20 protein-coding genes and 1 tRNA gene are annotated in these 17,186 nt (G+C 50.2%); 4 read left to right on the top strand and 17 right to left on the bottom strand.

From position 1 onward, the window contains the following. Positions 1-26: 26 nt before the first annotated feature. Positions 27-608, bottom strand: a complete 582-nt coding sequence (locus WBL42_RS05015) for a GNAT family N-acetyltransferase (RefSeq protein ID WP_424720170.1) — start codon at positions 606-608, stop codon at positions 27-29. A 147-nt stretch (positions 609-755) separates the two neighbouring features. Between WBL42_RS05015 and WBL42_RS05010 the strand changes: the two genes are divergently transcribed. From WBL42_RS05010 to WBL42_RS04995, 4 genes are all read left to right on the top strand, one after another. Further along, the gene (locus tag WBL42_RS05010) at positions 756-1,085 is read left to right on the top strand and encodes a P-II family nitrogen regulator (RefSeq protein WP_424720169.1); all 330 of its coding nucleotides are present in this window, start codon (positions 756-758) and stop codon (positions 1,083-1,085) included. A gap of 342 nt (positions 1,086-1,427) precedes the next feature. Beyond that, positions 1,428-2,960, top strand: coding sequence for an APC family permease (locus WBL42_RS05005; protein ID WP_424720168.1), 1,533 nt, complete (start codon positions 1,428-1,430; stop codon positions 2,958-2,960). Positions 2,961-3,093: 133 nt separating this feature from the next. Continuing rightward, positions 3,094-3,954: a PP2C family protein-serine/threonine phosphatase gene (locus WBL42_RS05000; protein ID WP_424720167.1), complete on the top strand. Its 861-nt coding sequence runs from the start codon at positions 3,094-3,096 to the stop codon at positions 3,952-3,954. A 144-nt stretch (positions 3,955-4,098) separates the two neighbouring features. Then, positions 4,099-5,073 (top strand): serine/threonine protein kinase, encoded by a 975-nt coding sequence (locus WBL42_RS04995; protein WP_424720166.1) that lies wholly within the window; start codon positions 4,099-4,101, stop codon positions 5,071-5,073. Positions 5,074-5,107: 34 nt separating this feature from the next. Here the strand turns inward: WBL42_RS04995 and WBL42_RS04990 are convergent, their stop codons facing one another. The 16 genes from WBL42_RS04990 to WBL42_RS04915 all read right to left on the bottom strand — a co-directional run. After that, entirely contained in the window at positions 5,108-5,557 is a 450-nt protein-coding gene (locus WBL42_RS04990; RefSeq protein ID WP_424720165.1) for a P-II family nitrogen regulator, read from the bottom strand. Between the two features lie 6 nt (positions 5,558-5,563). After that, complete coding sequence (locus WBL42_RS04985) at positions 5,564-5,911, bottom strand: P-II family nitrogen regulator (protein WP_424720164.1); 348 nt, start codon at positions 5,909-5,911, stop codon at positions 5,564-5,566. Between the two features lie 36 nt (positions 5,912-5,947). Further along, complete coding sequence (locus tag WBL42_RS04980; RefSeq protein WP_424720163.1) at positions 5,948-6,277, bottom strand: P-II family nitrogen regulator; 330 nt, start codon at positions 6,275-6,277, stop codon at positions 5,948-5,950. Positions 6,278-6,545: 268 nt separating this feature from the next. Beyond that, positions 6,546-7,184, bottom strand: a complete 639-nt coding sequence (locus WBL42_RS04975; protein WP_424720162.1) for a Fe-only nitrogenase accessory AnfO family protein — start codon at positions 7,182-7,184, stop codon at positions 6,546-6,548. Positions 7,185-7,204: 20 nt separating this feature from the next. Beyond that, positions 7,205-7,513, bottom strand: coding sequence for a 2Fe-2S ferredoxin (locus tag WBL42_RS04970; RefSeq protein ID WP_424720161.1), 309 nt, complete (start codon positions 7,511-7,513; stop codon positions 7,205-7,207). 1 nt (position 7,514) lies between these two features. Continuing rightward, a complete protein-coding gene (locus WBL42_RS04965; protein ID WP_424720160.1) occupies positions 7,515-8,894 on the bottom strand; it encodes a nitrogenase component 1 in 1,380 nt (459 codons plus the stop codon). Next, complete coding sequence (gene nifE, locus WBL42_RS04960) at positions 8,894-10,282, bottom strand: nitrogenase iron-molybdenum cofactor biosynthesis protein NifE (RefSeq protein ID WP_424720159.1); 1,389 nt, start codon at positions 10,280-10,282, stop codon at positions 8,894-8,896. The genes WBL42_RS04965 and nifE overlap by 1 nt, the downstream gene beginning before the upstream one ends. Positions 10,283-10,305: 23 nt before the next feature. After that, positions 10,306-11,673, bottom strand: a complete 1,368-nt coding sequence (locus tag WBL42_RS04955) for a nitrogenase component 1 (protein ID WP_424720158.1) — start codon at positions 11,671-11,673, stop codon at positions 10,306-10,308. After that, entirely contained in the window at positions 11,666-13,291 is a 1,626-nt protein-coding gene (gene nifD, locus WBL42_RS04950) for a nitrogenase molybdenum-iron protein alpha chain (RefSeq protein WP_424720157.1), read from the bottom strand. Before nifD ends, WBL42_RS04955 begins: the two co-directional genes overlap by 8 nt. Before the next feature lie 14 nt (positions 13,292-13,305). Then, on the bottom strand, positions 13,306-13,725 hold the full coding sequence (locus WBL42_RS04945) for a P-II family nitrogen regulator (RefSeq protein ID WP_424720156.1): 420 nt from the start codon (positions 13,723-13,725) through the stop codon (positions 13,306-13,308). Positions 13,726-13,738: 13 nt separating this feature from the next. After that, positions 13,739-14,065, bottom strand: a complete 327-nt coding sequence (locus WBL42_RS04940; protein ID WP_424720155.1) for a P-II family nitrogen regulator — start codon at positions 14,063-14,065, stop codon at positions 13,739-13,741. Positions 14,066-14,116: 51 nt separating this feature from the next. Next, a complete protein-coding gene (gene nifH / locus WBL42_RS04935; protein WP_424720154.1) occupies positions 14,117-14,944 on the bottom strand; it encodes a nitrogenase iron protein in 828 nt (275 codons plus the stop codon). 120 nt (positions 14,945-15,064) lie between these two features. Continuing rightward, positions 15,065-15,331, bottom strand: coding sequence for a hypothetical protein (locus tag WBL42_RS04930; protein WP_424720153.1), 267 nt, complete (start codon positions 15,329-15,331; stop codon positions 15,065-15,067). 651 nt (positions 15,332-15,982) lie between these two features. Further along, a tRNA-Leu gene (locus WBL42_RS04925) sits at positions 15,983-16,067 on the bottom strand. A 312-nt stretch (positions 16,068-16,379) separates the two neighbouring features. Then, the gene (locus WBL42_RS04920; RefSeq protein WP_424720152.1) at positions 16,380-16,865 is read right to left on the bottom strand and encodes a hypothetical protein; all 486 of its coding nucleotides are present in this window, start codon (positions 16,863-16,865) and stop codon (positions 16,380-16,382) included. A gap of 108 nt (positions 16,866-16,973) precedes the next feature. Beyond that, on the bottom strand, positions 16,974-17,186 hold a 213-nt coding region (locus tag WBL42_RS04915), incomplete at its 5' end, for an RNA-binding protein (RefSeq protein WP_424720151.1).

Genomic DNA, 17,186 nt, shown 5'->3' with positions numbered 1-17,186 from the left:
GCCTGATAAGGTATCCTCCTTCCCAATCAGTTGATATTGTCAATTGCTAAGGAGTTCAATCTTGCAAGTTTACTTTTACTTTTCTTTCTCATGAAATCCGCATACGTCATTTTTCCAAGAGGTTTTCCTATTTTTATGTCAAGAGGATCTATCTGGTAATAAGTCATACCGATTGGTACTGCTCCGTTGGATTCAAAAAAAAATTTGGCTTTTTCATTCTGGTTCGGAACTGCCAACTCAATTTTCCCGCAACCTTTTTTTTTGGCTTTCCTTATACAAAAGTCAAACATTGTCATACCAATTCCAAGATTTCTAAAATTATCTATCACAAATATTTCATCGAGAAAGAAGCTAGGTAGTGCCATTAAAGTCGAATATGATATTTTAAAATCTGCATAAGCTACATAATCCAACCCTATTTTCCCCAAATACGCTTCATATTTGGGATTTATTGAAAATGCATCATCTTTCAGTCTATTTATTTTTGTAGTGTCAAGTAACCGAGTTCTATCTGATCCAATTGATCCAATAAATTTTGTGCGAAGATCAATAAAATTATCAAAATTTTCTTTGCTAAGTTTTTCGATGTATAATCGGATTTCTTGCATTAGAAGGATCTTTCCTTCTATATGTTATAAATATTTCTAATTACAATAGCATAATATGCAGATGTATGCTATTCAATCTAATCAGAAAAAAGGTATCCGATCCGAGTCTCAACAAACGATCTTGACAAAGAATGAGGTGAAAAGTTTATGAAGATGGTTCATGCGATTATAAGGCCGGACAAACTCGACACGATAAAAAAAGCCCTTGAAGAGAAGGGTTTTGTTGCCATGAGTATCCTTGAGATAACCGGCAGGGGCGAACAGAAAGGGATCACGCTTGAATACCGTGGAGAAATGGTTGAAGTTGATACCTTGCCCAAGATCATGTTTATGATGGTCGTAAATGACCAGGATGTAGATACGATTATATCGATCATCCGTGCCTCCGGGAGGACAGGAAAGTTCGGTGATGGGAAAATATTTGTCCTGCCGGTAGAGATGATGGCCAAAGTACGCACTGATGAAACGTGGAGATGACCTTTGAATGATGGGCTCATTAACTAATAATTAATTACCCCATTTTTCTATGCTTCACGATTTTATTCTGCTAAAATTGTTATTGATCTTTCATCGCTCAAATTTAAAATATTCATATAGTCACACTTTCCAATTTTGTTTATATTCAGGGAATAATTGAATCATTAATAAAAATCAGTAATATGTTTCCCAAATAGGAATGTTTATAAATCAAAGAAGGAAGTTACTTTCCGTAACTTTAATATTGAAGCAGACAAATTCAATATTAGATAATGAGGATTTGATTCGATGGAGCAATCACAAAGTAGTAATCAGATGACTGGTGGTCAGACCACCGGGACTATGAAACGTACGCTGAACCTGACCTCACTTCTCGTGAATGCCATGGCACTTATTGCCCCCGGTGCATTTCTCTGGACCACATTCCAGGTACAGGCAGCGCAAACCAATGGTGGCGTAACAACGGCAGGAGAGATGTGGACCGGTCTTTTGGCTGCGCTCATTCTGGCATTCTTGACTGCAATTTCCTATGCCGAACTTGCTAATATCTATCCCCGGGCAGGCTCCGGCTCCACTTACTATTACGCTGAGGCTTCGTTCCTGGAAAAAGAACAGGTCTCTCACCGTAAATGGGCGCGAATCATCAAGTTTCTGGTAGGCTGGATATCGCATCTCTACTACTGGATTTACCCCGGTATCATGGTTGCCTTCTCGGCTATTCTGATCGTGTACATCTTCGGTCTGTTCGGGATCAACTTATCCATCTGGGAGCAGATTCTCGTTGCCGTGATATTTGCTGTCTTAAACGGCTACATCGCGTATCGCGGGATCTCTGGTTCGACTATGACTGCGATCGTTATCAATGCAATTCAGTTGGCTGCACTCATTGCCTTTTCAATACTAGCAATCCTGTACCGGCACGCCCACCCGGAACTGGCGTATGTACAGACCGCATCTTCCATACTTATTCCGCATAACTTCACAAATCTGCTGTTCCAGTCGACAATTGCCATCTTGTTACTTGTAGGGTTTGAGTCGGTGACCTCCCTTGGTTCCGAAGCGCTCCAGCCCAAGAAGGACATCAAACGGGCAATCCTGCTCTCCCTTATCATTCAGGGCGCATTTGCCTATCTATTCGAATACTTCGCCGCCATTTATTTTGTCGGTCCTCAATTGACAGGTACCGATTCAACGGGAGCGGCAGTTTCTGGTTGGGGGGCAGCGGCGGCATCCGGAGCCCCCATCGGGGATATGGTACGGATTATCGGTGATCAGATGCTCGGAGGTACTGGGTTCATCCTGGTGCTTCTGTTTGCTGCAACAGTAGTGCTGGCACTGATCGGTACGACCCTTGCCTGCCTTAACACCGGAGTCCGGATAACTTATGCCATGGGCAAGGACAAAGAGATGCCCACCCTGCTGGGTATCCTGCATGGCAAGTACGACACCCCCCACTATGGCATTTGGATTCTCGTAGGTATATCTGCATTATTAGGTGCATATGGTGTCCTGAATGTGGACAATCTGACCCAGATCACGCTGGCTTCTAATACAGGGACCTTCCTTCTGTACGGCCTGACAAATTTAATTTGCCTGTGGGCATTCTTCCACCGTCCCGATGCCAATATCCTTAAACACCGCGTGGTTCCGATACTGGGGTTCCTGGCAAATTTCGTCATGCTCGGTGCGGTTGTCTGGCTCGGTATCAGCGCCGGGGGAAGTACGGCAACCGATGCAGTGATCGCGATCGCCATGGTTATTGTCTGGCTGATAGCCGGGGCAGTGTGGTTTATGCATAACACGAAGAAAGAGGGGCGCCCGATAATGACTGGACATCTGTCACAGGTAACCGGATTGGATATTGATCACGAATGATTTAGAAATAGCTACAAATGAATAACTTACCCAAGTGGTAATAAGAACCGAACATGTTTGGATAAACATGTGATGAAAAGCCCCGAATCCGGGTCTTTTCAATTTTATCTGCTTAAGGACAGGAGTGCGTATCGTGGAAGAAAACACCATAGTACAGTCTGCTGATAAGGTGCCAAATCTGGTTGGGGTTATTGTAAACTGGCGAGCCATAACACACCAGGGGTTAATGCGATCGCAGAACGAAGATGCCCATTGGGTTGCACATTCTGTCAAAGCAAAAACAGAGAATGAGTCTTCTTCGAGGTATCTCTTCGCTATTGCTGATGGCCTTGGCGGACACCGGGGCGGGGCAATTGCCAGCAGAACTGCCCTGAAATCTGTTAAAGAGGAATTTCATAAATGGCAGGGTGGGGCTGCTGACCGTATGGTAGCCCAAGCTTTGCAGCAAGCAAATCATAAAGTGTTCTGCGTGGCTCAATCAGACCCGGAATTATTCCAAAAAATGCAGACAACATTGACTGTCGTTGCTCTTGATGAGAATTCGTTAACTGTCGGCCATATCGGGGACTGTCGGCTTTACCGCTTGAGAAATGGTAACCTCGAATTGCTGACGCGGGATCATACCATGGCAAACGACCTGCTCAAATTGCATTTAATCTCCACTGATCAGGCAGCCCAGCATCCCGGGCGCCACCAGCTTACCCGTTCAGTTGGCGGTGAATTATTTATGAATACAGATATTATTTGCGAACGGACACTCCCAGGTGATTCCTATCTTCTCTGTAGTGATGGATTGTGGTCAGAGTTGACCCCGGAAGATATCCAGATCACGATGCAGGAAAACGATGTCAGTTCAGCTTGCGAAAAACTTGTCCGATTGGCACTCCGCGGAGGCGCGCCGGATAATATAACTGCTATCATATTCCGCATCGAAACGATCGGAACCCAAGTTGCACCGCTGTTCTCTTGGCGAACATTCTTCCGGAGAAAGTAGTTCATTTGACATAATCTGACGTATCGTTCTGCTTAAGGTAATATAGGAATAACAATAATCTCTGAAAACTCTGCATTCATCAGTTGTGGTTGTTGGAAACACCCCATGAAACCATTTCCAAATAACGAGCAATGAGGCACCACAATGTATAAAGCTGGCGACGTAGTCTGCGATTACAAGATAATAGAATTACTGGCCCAGGGAGGATTCAGCCAAATCTACAAAGCACGTAGTCCTGATGGTTCGCAGGTCATCCTTAAATTCCCGGAGGCTTCCCTGCTTGGCGATCTGGCAACGTACGAGCGTTTCCGCCGCGAGGTTTCAATCGGGCAGAAGCTGAACCACCCTGCCATCCCCCGGGCGATCACTTTCATGGAAGGTGCTGAGGGTGTATTCCTCGTTTTGGAATATATCGAAGGGATTCCTCTCAGAACCTACATCAGTGAACATGCACCGTTACCGCTCAACAAAGTTCTCACTCTTGCAGACCAGCTAGCTGATACAATCGAATTCCTTCACACGAATGGAGTCTTTCACCGGGACCTGAAACCTGAAAATATTATCATCGGACCTGATGAAAAAATTCATATTCTCGATTTCGGGAGTGCGTTGCTTGAAGGTTCCCGTCGTGTTACGTGGAGGTGGGCATCAAATACCTTTGGAACGCCGGATTATATGGCACCTGAACAAATCCAGGGAAAACGGGGAGATTCCCGTACTGATGTGTATGCGCTGGGAATGATCGTCTATGAAATGCTCACCGGCACACTCCCTTTTCATGGAGATAATGCTCTTTCAGTCATGAACCAGCACCTGACAGCAATTCCTGCATCACCCCGCAAGTTCCAGCCATCAATTCCCCCGGGTGTAGAAGCTGTAGTACTTAAGTCAATACGCCGTGACACTGATGAGCGCTATCAACATGTCAGCGAATTCCGGTACGATTTGAAGCATTTCGCAGAACTCGATTTATCGCAATTCAACCTGGAGCCGGAACCGGCAGCCGGTGGATTGCTCACAAACCGGCAGATATGGGTACGAAGCCTCTTGGTCTTTGTCGCTTTCCTGGTTATTGCAGCATTACTTGTAATTGCCGGATATCTGATGAAGCACCGGTAAAGAAAAATTGCTAATAATAAAATTCGATCGATTTTCAGGACAAGGCTTTGTCGCCCTGTTCTCCGGTCCTGACCCGTATAGCCCCGATTATCGGGCAAATAAATATTCTCCCATCCCCATGTCGACCAGTCTGGTTGGTATTCACAATTGTCTGGACAATCCGGCTGACATCTTCATCCCTCACAACAATGAAGAGCATCCGTTTTGGCAAGAAACCTAATGCGAACTCGGTATCCCGTTGAAACGGCGATCCAGCCATTTTGATTCCGGCATCTGGCGATTCTTCACAATGTCGGGGGCTCTCCAGTTGCATCCGCAAGTTCCTGTTCACGGATCCCCCCCATTCCCGTGGGCTGACCCTCCCTTTCTGCTGGCCGCGGCCGTTGACATATAGGAACGTAACGCCCCTTACACCGATGGTTTCAAGGGCCACCTTGGTCTCTTCGATCTGTTCGTCCCGTATGATAGCGATGATCTGCTTCATGTTTTTTCAGGTCCCACCTGGCTTGCCGGCAGTCCGAATCGCAAACGTATCCTCTACATAGGTCACGAAGATCTTACCGTCTCCGATGGTACCTCCCTCCGGTGCACTCTTCAAATCAGTCTGCGCTTCCTTCCTGATTATCATGACCGTTTTTGCCACGTCGTTGTCCGGTACCACGATCATCAGCATCTCCTTGGGGATTTCTTTGTAATGAACCGCTCCAAGGGTAATTCCCATCTCCTTGCCATGACCGGTCACGTGGAGACGGGTCATCCCTCCAATACCGACAGCGTCGAGGGCCGTGATCACCCGCTGCGCCGATTCCGGCCGGATTATCGCCCAGATCATCTTCATAACCGGCTCTCACAATTTTGGTGTGCGTGTTTCCGGTTATACATTCATCTCTCCGGTACGGATTCGGATCGACTGCTTAACCGGGATGACAAAGATCTTTCCGTCTCCGATCTTCCCGGTCCGGGCCGAATCGATAATAGTCGCGATCACTATGCCGACATCATTATCCTTTACTACAATCTCAACTTGGATCTTGGGCAGCATGTCAACTATCATCTGGCCACCCCGGTATTCCAGGAAGATGCCTTTCTGTTCGCCTCGTCCCCGGACCTCGGTGACAGTCAAACTGACAAAACCATTTTCTTCCAGTGCTTGCTTGACGAATTCGAATCGTTCTGGTTTGAGAATTGCTTTAACCATTTTCATGAGGATTCCTTCGTATTAGCAATGCTCCCCGTGCTGGGAGATGCCGAGACCGAGATATTCTTCCTTTTAATTGATTTGAAGCCCAATTGTTTGATCGAGTATAACTGCAATGATACTGGTAACCACAACTGTGCCTGCACCGACGCAATGGACAACGAACTGGTAAACATTACCGTTGAAAAAAGGAGATGCATAATTAATGGCTGCCGCTGTAAATGTCCGGCCGGTTTCTGCATAAGAAGTAGTTCCAGTTCACTCCGCGCTAAATTCACTCGCACATTCCTCCGGCATTCTTTATGAGCCGGACTTTCACTTCGTTCCTCCTGATCTGTTCGGCTACTACCGCGTATCCTCTCTGCTCAGCATCAATCGCAATCCACGGGGGGATGTGGTCGCAGAGGATCTCCAATTCTTCAAAATCTCCTTTCCGGACAAACTCCTGAAGCACCTGCTTACTGCTCACCTCGGGTCGCTTCCCCTGGATCTCGCGAATAGAAATCGCGAAGCGCCCCGGAAAGACCTCCGTGGGTGCCGGTATACCGGCATCGACCGACAGGCTTTCCTCATCCTGCTCGGTCTTCTCCTCGCGCCATACGGTGTCGAGGAACCCGGCCGGTGTCCCCTCGATCTCCCATACAGAGCACCGGGCCTTCTCAAGCTCAAAATAAAGTGCACCACTTGCTGACTTTGCGACAACAATACGACAGTCGTGGAGGAAGCCTTTGAGTTCCTCCATCTTCCTACGCAGCTCGCGGAGGCCTTGTTCCGGTGAGAGGGCAAACGCCATCTCGCGATCCTTCTGCCATGTGCCACGGACCCGGCGATATACAACAACATTCCCCGGTTCGTTCAGGGGAATGGATACGCCGTCCGTGCCGATGATGGCAGTTATCTCCTGGATGCACATGGTTACATCACCTCTTTTTATTACAGAAGCAGGCGTTCGACCGGCTTTCCACCTTCGATATGGGAGTCTAGGATCTCAGCGACATCATCCGGTGTCACTGTGCCGTACCAGACATTATCCGGGTACACGGCAACAACCGGCCCTTTCTCGCAGATGCCAAAACAGCCGGTATTAGTGAGGAATACTTCCCCCCCGGTGCCACGTTCTTCGATCTCTTCCATGAACTTCTGCATGACGTCAACACCGGTTTTGGTGTGACAGAATCCCTTCTGCGTCCCGTTCGGGCGGGAACTCGTACAGACAAATATGTGTTTCTCTGGTTTCTGCATTTCAACAACTCCTTATCATCATTTTTTCTTTTATCTGCGTCCGGTAGGACGCGTATTTGGCTTCGAGTAATGTATTCGTGAACCGGTCGAGAAAAGCGAGCGTGCCTGCGTACCCGACTGAGAGGATCCGTTGCCCGCCGGTCCGGTCATGGATCGGGAAACCGACCCGGACCACGGGGATTCCTCGCCGCTCGGTGAGGAACTTCCCTCCGGAGTGGCCGACCGCTATATTTACCCCGGCCAACGCTGCTGCCACATCAATCGCGGCAAAGTCTGTTTCCTCGAGAAGGATCAGTTTGTCTTCAATGTCCGCAAGGACCGGTACTAGCAATTCAGCAAGCCTGCTGTTCTTCGTCCCGCTTGCGATGACAAGGGGGGGTGCCCCGTTTTCGGTACAGATCCGTGTAAAGGCGTATACGATTTCTGGTTCACCGTAGATGACCGGCCGTCCCTCCGCATTATACTTGTGCGAATCTGCCATGGCATCGAGGAGCCAGCCCCGCTCGGTTGTGAGCAACTCAGGCAGGGAATGCCCGCTGATCTTCTGCAGGATCTCAAGAAACCTGTCGGTCGCTTCGAGTCCTATGGGAAGGGGCAGGTTGACGAGAGGGACGCCATACTCCCGCTGGAGCCAGAGACCCGGAGAGAGTTCGTCGGGACATGTCTCACCGAACTGTATAGTGAGCGGTGCCCCGGACATTGCTGCGATATCTTCCGGTTTTGTCCCGCCCAAGGGGATCTTCTGGTACGTTCCACCATACGGCCGGTCGAGTGTCATCGAGTAATCCGGCAGGAGGGTGTAATCCAGTCCCAAGAGTGAGAGGATCCGTTTGATCTCCCGTATATCGGCAGGGCTAATATGCGGGATGATTACATTGATCCGCCGGTGGTGGTCTGAATGGCGGGCATAATGGGCCATGATAGATTTTGTTGCGGCCCAGAAGCCCTCCGTGTGACTACCGCTGTAGCTGGGCGTGGGTACCGGGATGATTTCGATACCCGTTGCACCCCGCTCTTTTGTATAATCCTGAATGATACGGTCGAGGTCCTCTCCCATGGTCTCGGCAAGGCAGGTTGTCAGGACACCGATAACCGTGGGTGCATAGACCCGGGTCACATTGTCCAGCGCTTTTTTCAGGTTCGCCTCCCCACCATAGATTGTCTGCTTCTCATTAAGTCCTGATGAGGCGATGTCAACCGGCTCGTTGAAATGCTCTACGTTTGCAAGCCGCATGTATGTGCTGCAACCTTGAGATCCGTGAGAGATGACTATGGAATTCTCGATTCCTTTGAAGGCAATCACGCCCCCGAGGGGCATGCACATCTGGCATTGGTTCTCGTTTACCTGCCGTGCCCGGCCTGCGGGTTTTGTTCCATCCATCAGCACACCTCCGGTGCAAGAGTTCGTTTCAGCTGCTTCCAGACCGGTGAGCACGTGGTGACATGCACCTCGTGCGCGAAAGTGACTGCCCCATCAAAGCCTGCGAGGCACTCTTTCCGGTCATGATTATGATCGACAAAGCCGATCCCAAGTTTGAATGCGAGCACGCGTTCCTTAACCCCACCTGCCATAACATCAACACGTTTTTCGAGAAGGAACTTCTCGAGTTCAGCGGGGTTCGCGTCGTCAATAACAACTGCATTTTCATCAAGCATCCCGCTGATGTCGTCATACTCCTCCTTTTTACCGGTCTGGGTACCGGTGAGGACAATCTCCATCCCGAGCTCTTTGAGCTGCCGTATTATAGCAACGGCTTTGTACGCGCCACCCACATAGATGGCAGCCCGTTTGCCGGTAAGCTTTTTCCGGTACCGCTGGATGATGGGCCGGATCCGGTCCATCTCCCGTGCGATGAGGGCCTCGGTACAACGGTAGATCTCCGGGTCATCATAGAACGCAGCGATCCTGCGGAGACTGTCTGCTGTGTTCTCCGCACCGAAGAAGTTGACGGACATGAATGGGGTTCCAAACTCCTTCTCGAGGTTTGCCGCTACCCAGTGCATCGACCCGGTGCACTGCACAATGTTGAGGCAGGCCCCCGGGGCCTGTTTCAGTGCAGCGACCGTCGAATCGCCGGTAAATGCGACATTGATCTCAATGCCCATCTCCGCAAGGTACCGCTGGATAAGCCAGGTTTCGCCCCCGAGATTGTACTCGCCAAGGAAGTTGAGTTTTCTTGTCTTCTGAACGGTCTCCCCGTTTTTTGGGGTGATGAGTTTCATGAGCGCGACGGCAGCAGCCCGGTACCCGACCACCTTGTTGCCGGAGATGAAGCCGCTCGATTCGACCGGTATAACTTCAATGTTGTGCCGGGATGACGCCGCTTTGCTGACTGCGATGATGTCGTCACCGATCATACCGGAGACGCATGTCGCGTACACAAAGATTGCGGGAGGGTGGTATTTCTCCACGATCTCATCAATGCATGCGACGAGTTTCTTTTCGCCGCCAAAGACCACATCGTGCTCTTTCATGTCGGACGAAAAGCTGTTCCGGTACATCTCCGAGCCACTGGAGAGGCTCCCCCGGATGTCCCACGTGTAGGTGGCACATCCGATAGGTCCGTGGACGAGGTGGACCGCATCCGTAACAGGGTTCAGGACAACCCTTGCACCGCAGAAGACGCAGGCCCGCTGGCTCACCGAGCCTGCGAGGCTGTCATCAGCGCAGTGGATGGCGGTTTTGTTCTTTCCGCCGCTCGAGATGGAGTTCTGGCGTTCGCTTATACAGGCATCCGGGCCTGCTTTCTGCACGCAGCATTCCTCCATGGTTTACCTCCTTTCAGATATTCTTATAATATGAGTTCGTAGTCTTCGTCGAGGCAGTCGCGATCGCGGCGCTCAAGGAGTGCGTTGCTGATCTGCTCGATCAGGCGCAGGCACCCGCGGTAACCAACAACTGGCATCAGGGGGTGGACGGCCCGGTCAATGACGGGGAAACCGACCCGGACGAGCGGGATATCCTCAGCACGGGCAATGTACTTGCCATATGTTGTCCCGATGATGAGGTCGACTTTCTCCTCTTTGATCCACTGGTGGAGCTCGAAGAGGTCGCCTTCAGCCTTTACCTTGCTGCCATCAATTCGCGCATCTTTAAGCAGTTTCTGGATCTCAACGTCGAACTGTTTGCCGGGAGTGCCTGTGAGGATATACTTCGGGACCATGCCCATCGTGAGCACAAATTCCGTAAGGGCGATGACATGGTCGGGGTCGCCGAAGATCGCGACCGTCTTTCCCTGGTAGTGGAAATGGGTGTCGATGAGAGTGTCTATGACTTGGCCTCTCTCCACAGCCAGCGATTTCGGGACGGTGACGCCGAACCAGTCTTTGATTGCCATGAGGAAGTCATCTGTTGCTTTCAGACCTATTGGAAGTCTGAGCGGGATACCTGTGACACCGAATTTCTCCTGCAGAAGATCGGCGGCATCATTGGATGCGAATGCGCCGAGCGCGATCGTTGCGGAAGAGTTGGCGGAATCACGGATCTCCGCGATGGTTGCCCCGCCCTCCGGGTACATCTCGTACTTGCTTGTCAGGGGCGAGTCCAGCACGTCTGAAGTATCCGGGAACATGATGAGTTTTACACCAAGCTCCGAGACGATCCGACGGATCTCCCTCATGTCACCAGGGTTAACGAACCCCGGGATCACGTTGAGCTGGTCTTTTTTCTCCCCTCCGTCAGACTGCGCAAGGTAGGAGACCATCGCCTTGACCATGCCGGAGAACCCGGTAATGTGGGATCCCTGGTAACTCGGTGTATTGACATGGATGACGATCTTCCCTTCCGGGATTTCAGCCTGTTTCAGGATGTTCGGGATGTCATCACCTATCGTCTCCGAGAGGCAGGTAGTGTGAACCGCCATGATCTCAGGGTTGTAGATCTGGAACACATTCTTAATCGAGGTTTTCAGGTTTGCAGCACCGCCAAAGACGGATGTTCCTTCAGTAAACGAACTTGATGAGGCGAGCACCGGGTCCCGGAAGTGCCGGGTCAGGTGCATCCGGTGGTACGCGCAACAGCCCTGCGAGCCGTGGCTGTGGGGCAGGCACCCATGGATGCCGAGCGCCGCGTACATCGCACCAATAGGCTGGCATGTTTTTGCCGGGTTGATTTTACCGGTCGTGTGGCCGATCGCTCCTTCCGGTACGCATTCAAGCATTGAATTCACTCCGAATTTCTGGTTCTTTCTCCCACGGGGGGGTGATCAGTTTCCATGCGGGGGTTGTGAGAGCATTAACCACATCGCGGGCGAAGTTGATCGCACCGTTGTACCCTGCATATGGGCCACTGTAGTCATAGGCATGGAGTTGTTTTGAGGCCACACCCATCTTGTGAACAATATACTTGTCTCTCACGCCTGATAGGAAGAGGTCGGGTTTCACCGTTTGTATCAGCACCTCGACCTCGTGGTGGTTTGCGTCATCGATGATGACCTGTCCGCTTTTCATATTCGGGTAGATACCTTCGTAGTAGTTGAGCGGGACTTTTGTTTTGAGCTCCTCAAACTTCTCTTTGGACATGTTCAGGTGGACGTGCGCTTCCTGGTACATTTTCTGGTCTGCGACGAGATGAAGTTCGGGGATGTTCTTGCTGTCTGCGTCAGTCTTGATGGTAGGGATGACCTGGCGGCCCTCGTAGTCGTCACGATGGGCAAACTCATAGCCTGCGATGATCATCTCCATGCCGAGGTCATGGAGAAGGTACTGGTAGTGGTGGCTTCGCGAACCGCCAACGATCGCAAAGGCGGTTTTGCCCTGCAGGATTTTCCGGTACTGATCGAGGACGGGACCGATCCGTACGGTCTCCCGCGCGATGACTTCTTCAGTCTTCCGGGCGAGTTCCCCGTCATCGAAGCACCGGGCTATCTGGCGCAGCGAGTTGTTTGTCGATTCGATGCCGATGAAATTGACCTTCAGCCACGGTGTACCATACTTGGTCTCTATCATTTCGGCGATGTAGTTGATTGACCGGTGACACTGGACTAGATTGAGATCCGCGAGGTGCAGGTTTTTGATGTCAAGGTAACTCGAATCCCCGGTAAGGACACAGTTGACCGTGTAGCCGATTTCTTTGATGATCCGCTCAAGCTCCCACCCATCCCCGCCAATGTTGTATTCACCGAGGATGTTGATGACGTGTTTGCCGGGCTTCCGCTCGTTCCCTGTCCCAACGATCTTCTCCATCACGTTGTTGTTCGCGATATGATGGCCCGCTGACTGGCTGACTCCTTTGTAACCCTCGCAGTTGTACGCAAGGACCTGGATCCCGTGGCGTTCTTCCGCGGCTTTTGCAACCGCACCGATATCGTCGCCGATAAGCCCGACCGGGCACGTTGCGCAGATGTTGATGGCACGGGGGTGAAACGTTTCGACGATCTCATCTATCATCCGTGCGAGTTTCTTCTCCCCACCGAAAACAATGTCCGGCTCCTGCATATCGGTCGTGAAACAGAGTTGGGAGTATATCTTATCTTTGGGAGTCGTATCGTCCGCCCGCGTTTTGTTCCGGCGCGTTCCCCAGCTGTAGTACCCGCAACCGACCGGGCCGTGGGTGATAGTCACCATGTCTTTGATCGGCCCGACAACCACACCTTTGCAGCCGGCATATGCGCAGCCACGTTGTGAGATGATGCCGGGTATGGTCCGGGTGTTTGCCTCGATCTGCGGGCAGCATGCTGCCGCTTCGTCCTTGATGATGAGATGTTTCTTCCGGTTTTTCTTTACCGTCTCCGGGTACGGGGTCAGCATCTCGTCTATCGTAACTTCAATGTCTGTCATTTTCAGATGCCACCTTACCAGATCGCTGCTTCTCCTGATTCGCCGGTGCGAACCCGCACCGCGTCGAGAATCGGCATGACGAAGATCGCTCCATCGCCTATACCGTAATCGGTTCTATTTGCCTTCGTTATTGCTTCCACGATCCGCGGCACATCGTCATCATGCGCGAGGATGGTGAAGAGGCGGCGCGGGAAGAGCCGCGAGCCGTCAAGGAAACTCGTGATCAGCTTATCAGTATCCCCAGCGTCGCCGAGATCGGTCATGCCCATTGCAAGGAGTTTTGCCTTGCACTCTTCGATCTGAACCGGATCGGTGACGAGCCGACCTCGTCCCGAGACTTTAACCGCGGTGAAACCGGCTACTCCGGCCGCTACGAGAGCTTTCTTCGTAGCGCCGGTCTTTTTCATCCGGACTACTACCATAATCTCTTTCACAGGCAGTCCCTCCCTAGAGTCCTGCGGTTCCTTTCGAAATTGTGTAGACTTCTTCAATGGGAGAGACGAAGATTTTCCCGTCGCCGAACGTCCCCTCCGCGCCGGTCTTTGCCGTCTTCAGGATACTTTTAATAACCGCGTCCTTATCTGTGTCCTGGATGGCGACAAGGATAAGAACCTTGGGGATCTCATCATAGACCATACCGCCGATTTTAATCCCTTTCTGCTTGCCGCGACCTACCACATCAACCATCGTTGCCGCATTGAATCCTGCAGAGGAGAGCTCTGCGAGCACATCGTCTTTCTTTTCCGGTCGTACAATTGCACGTATCAGTAACATTGCCTCACTTCCGCCTCAGTTTTCCCGTTTAATCTTCCGGGTTTTTCGAACTCACATTGCATCGAGGAAGCCGTGCTGCATCATGAGCTCTTCAAGGCGTTCCTGTTTCATCGGTTTTGGTATGACGAACAACTTATTTTCATCAATAGCCTTCGCAAGGTTCCGGTATTCATTCGCCTGACTGGAGGTCGGATCGAAGTCGATTACCGTCTTCTTGTTGATCTCGGCTCGCTGGACGAGATTATCACGCGGGACGAAGTAGATGAGCTGGGATCCGAGTTCCTTGGCGAATGCCTCGAGCAGGGGACGTTCGTTGTCCACGTTCCGGCTGTTGCAGATGATGCCACCAAGTCTGACCTTACCGTTCGTTGCGTATTTCTGGATACCTTTGGCGATGTTGTTTGCTGCATATAGGGCCATCAGTTCACCCGATGCAACGATATAGATCTCCTCTGCCTTTCCTTCCCGGATCGGCATGGCAAACCCTCCGCAGACCACGTCGCCGAGCACATCATAGAAGACGTAGTCGAGGTCGTCCGTGTAAGCCCCGAGTGACTCCAGCAGGTTGATGGATGTGATGATTCCTCGGCCTGCGCAGCCGACTCCGGGTTCCGGTCCTCCGGATTCCACACAGCGGGTATTCCCGAACCCGGGTTTTAAGATCGCATAGAGCTCGATATCATCGCCTTCATCTCTCAGTGTGTCCAGAACGGTTTTCTGGCATAGGCCATGCAGGAGGAGCCGGGTCGAATCCGCCTTGGGATCGCATCCGACGACCATGACATGTTTTCCCGCCTCTGCTAACGCCGCAACCGTGTTCTGGGTTGTGGTAGATTTTCCGATACCGCCTTTTCCGTAAATTGCCACTTGTCGTTTCATAACTGGGGTCCTCGTTTTGCCTGTTGAATTACGATTTTTTCAAATTTTTATATCCGGTATGCTGATCCTTATGATTCTCCGATTCAGCCCACTCTAATCTGAAAATCGGTGAATGGGGAATTACCTGCCATTTGTGGGAGCCTTTCTTTCCTTCGTTTCACCAAACTCTACTGCCGGTTCGGGACTGCTTGCAGTCTTATTCCTGATAAGAACAGGAATTGCTGCTTGAGTCTTTCCGCCCAGAGGAAAATTGGTGAAGTGTATTCCTGGTACCGCTCCCTTTGAAGGAGATTCACACACATACATCTCATCTTGAGGTACTTCGCGGGGTTTGAAGGCACTGGGCCTGTTGGTACCGCAGTTTTTCGATGTTGTAATCAGTTGCATATAACCTCCGTTTTGTTATATTATTCATATTGGAATTGCAAATATTTATAACTATTACTAGGAAGGAACATTCCTTCTATATCCAAATTCATTATTTAAATAGCTATAATGAACATGAACAAGTCAACTGTAGAAGCACACCGGGACTCAGATCCGTAAATTTTAAAATACTTATTCAATGATTCGATAGAGTCTTGGGGCGTTATCACTTCAAGACAAAAAGAGAATTTGTTTATCAATGTTTTTAGAGAATGTTCAGCAGCGTTCAGTTACCATATTACGAAAATATAATATCTCAAATACATATTAGCTCCGTCAATAGCACGGTGATATTGATTGGATCTGATCAGATTGTTTCCATAATTTTCAAGAACTAGATGTTACCGGTCCCGGTCTCTGTTTTTGATCTAAACAATGTTCAACATGACTTTCCGATAAGAGTGCGGTCATCATCGGTGATTCGACCTTCTTGAAGTGCATTTGTAAGCGAACGTGGAGCGTAATCGGGTTTGATGTGGTTGAACTCGGCGGATTCAGAAGTGGATACACGGATACTCGTTCCACTGAACCCCGCCGTAGGGATATTTTAAAACTTCTCAGGGAGTGAGGATTCTAAACGCTTTGAGAAAAGATTTGACCCGTAGAGCCGGATGCGAGGGATGGGATTCGAACCCAAGAACTCCTACGAGACTAGGCCCTCAACCTAGCGCCTTTGACCTGGCTTGGCTACCCTCGCCTTTGTGCCATAACAAAGAGGTTGTCTATCTAATAAAACGTTTCGACCCATCGGCGGGTCTTTCACAAATTCTGTATGGTTTTGGAGCTGTTTGAACCCGTTCTGACCGATTTTAGCAGTCCTGCCAACACGCAGAAAGAGTCCTGTTCTTCCGGTTTTTTTATCGGGATAGAATAGAATGATCAACGGGGACCGAATTAAGGCGATAGCTGATCGGTTTCTGATGTGTAATAGTATTATCCCCATAAAAAAGAACCTGCAGTCAAAGACGGCCGGTAAAAACTGGTCGGCACAATTGGTCTGGAGCGGTGGTCAGGTAGTGAGAGTATTCTCTGCCGGCGACGATGAATTGTCAGGTCCAAAGTACCCGATCCCGCCGGGGAACTCATTGACCATGCTAAAATTTTTCACAGTCTGGGGCGATCTGACGGAAAGATTGGGAATGACGACATTGAAATCGTGCGAGGGATACCAGTAAATACCATCCCCGTACGAATATGATGCATTATCCACCGTAAAATCAGCACTGGAAAGATCGATATGGCTCATATGGGCATCGTCATAATTGAGTATCTTCAGCAGCTTGGTCTTGAGATCCTGCTTGCCGAATAAGAAGAAGATGAACCTGGTACCCTCATCCACGGTATAATTCACATGAATGAGGGCTGTCCCGTTATCAAGCTGGACCGAGATATCTGAAACCTGGATGTAGCTGTAACGGTCTTCATTGGCAGCGTATGCCGGGGCCACGATGCAAAAGGAAAGGAGGATCAGCAACGTGATGGCACGGGCTCGCATAGCACAATAAATTCGTGAAGTCGCCTTAAATGGTTTTGGGTATAATGTCACGAGATTATGAACCAGAGAATATGCGTTTTACGAGAAAAACAGGCCGTGCCAAAAAAATTATTTGTTATTGGTAAGGACGATCTCTATGGATGAAACATTTGTCTTCCCGGAATCTGTATCGATGATCTCCGTGGATGTCACGATCTCTTTTTTTGTTACACCATCGAGAAAGCGGTTGAGGGCAATCTCGGCAGTATCAACAGCCCGTGAGATTGCCTTGCCCCGTGCCTTGATCGCTACCTCGTCTGCGCCATTGTTGAACTGCGTGAC

The organism is Methanoregula sp., assembly GCF_049686655.1.
Lineage (GTDB): Archaea > Halobacteriota > Methanomicrobia > Methanomicrobiales > Methanospirillaceae > Methanoregula.
Note: the sequence above shows the minus strand (reverse complement) of the source record. Positions and strands in the feature narration are given on the sequence as shown.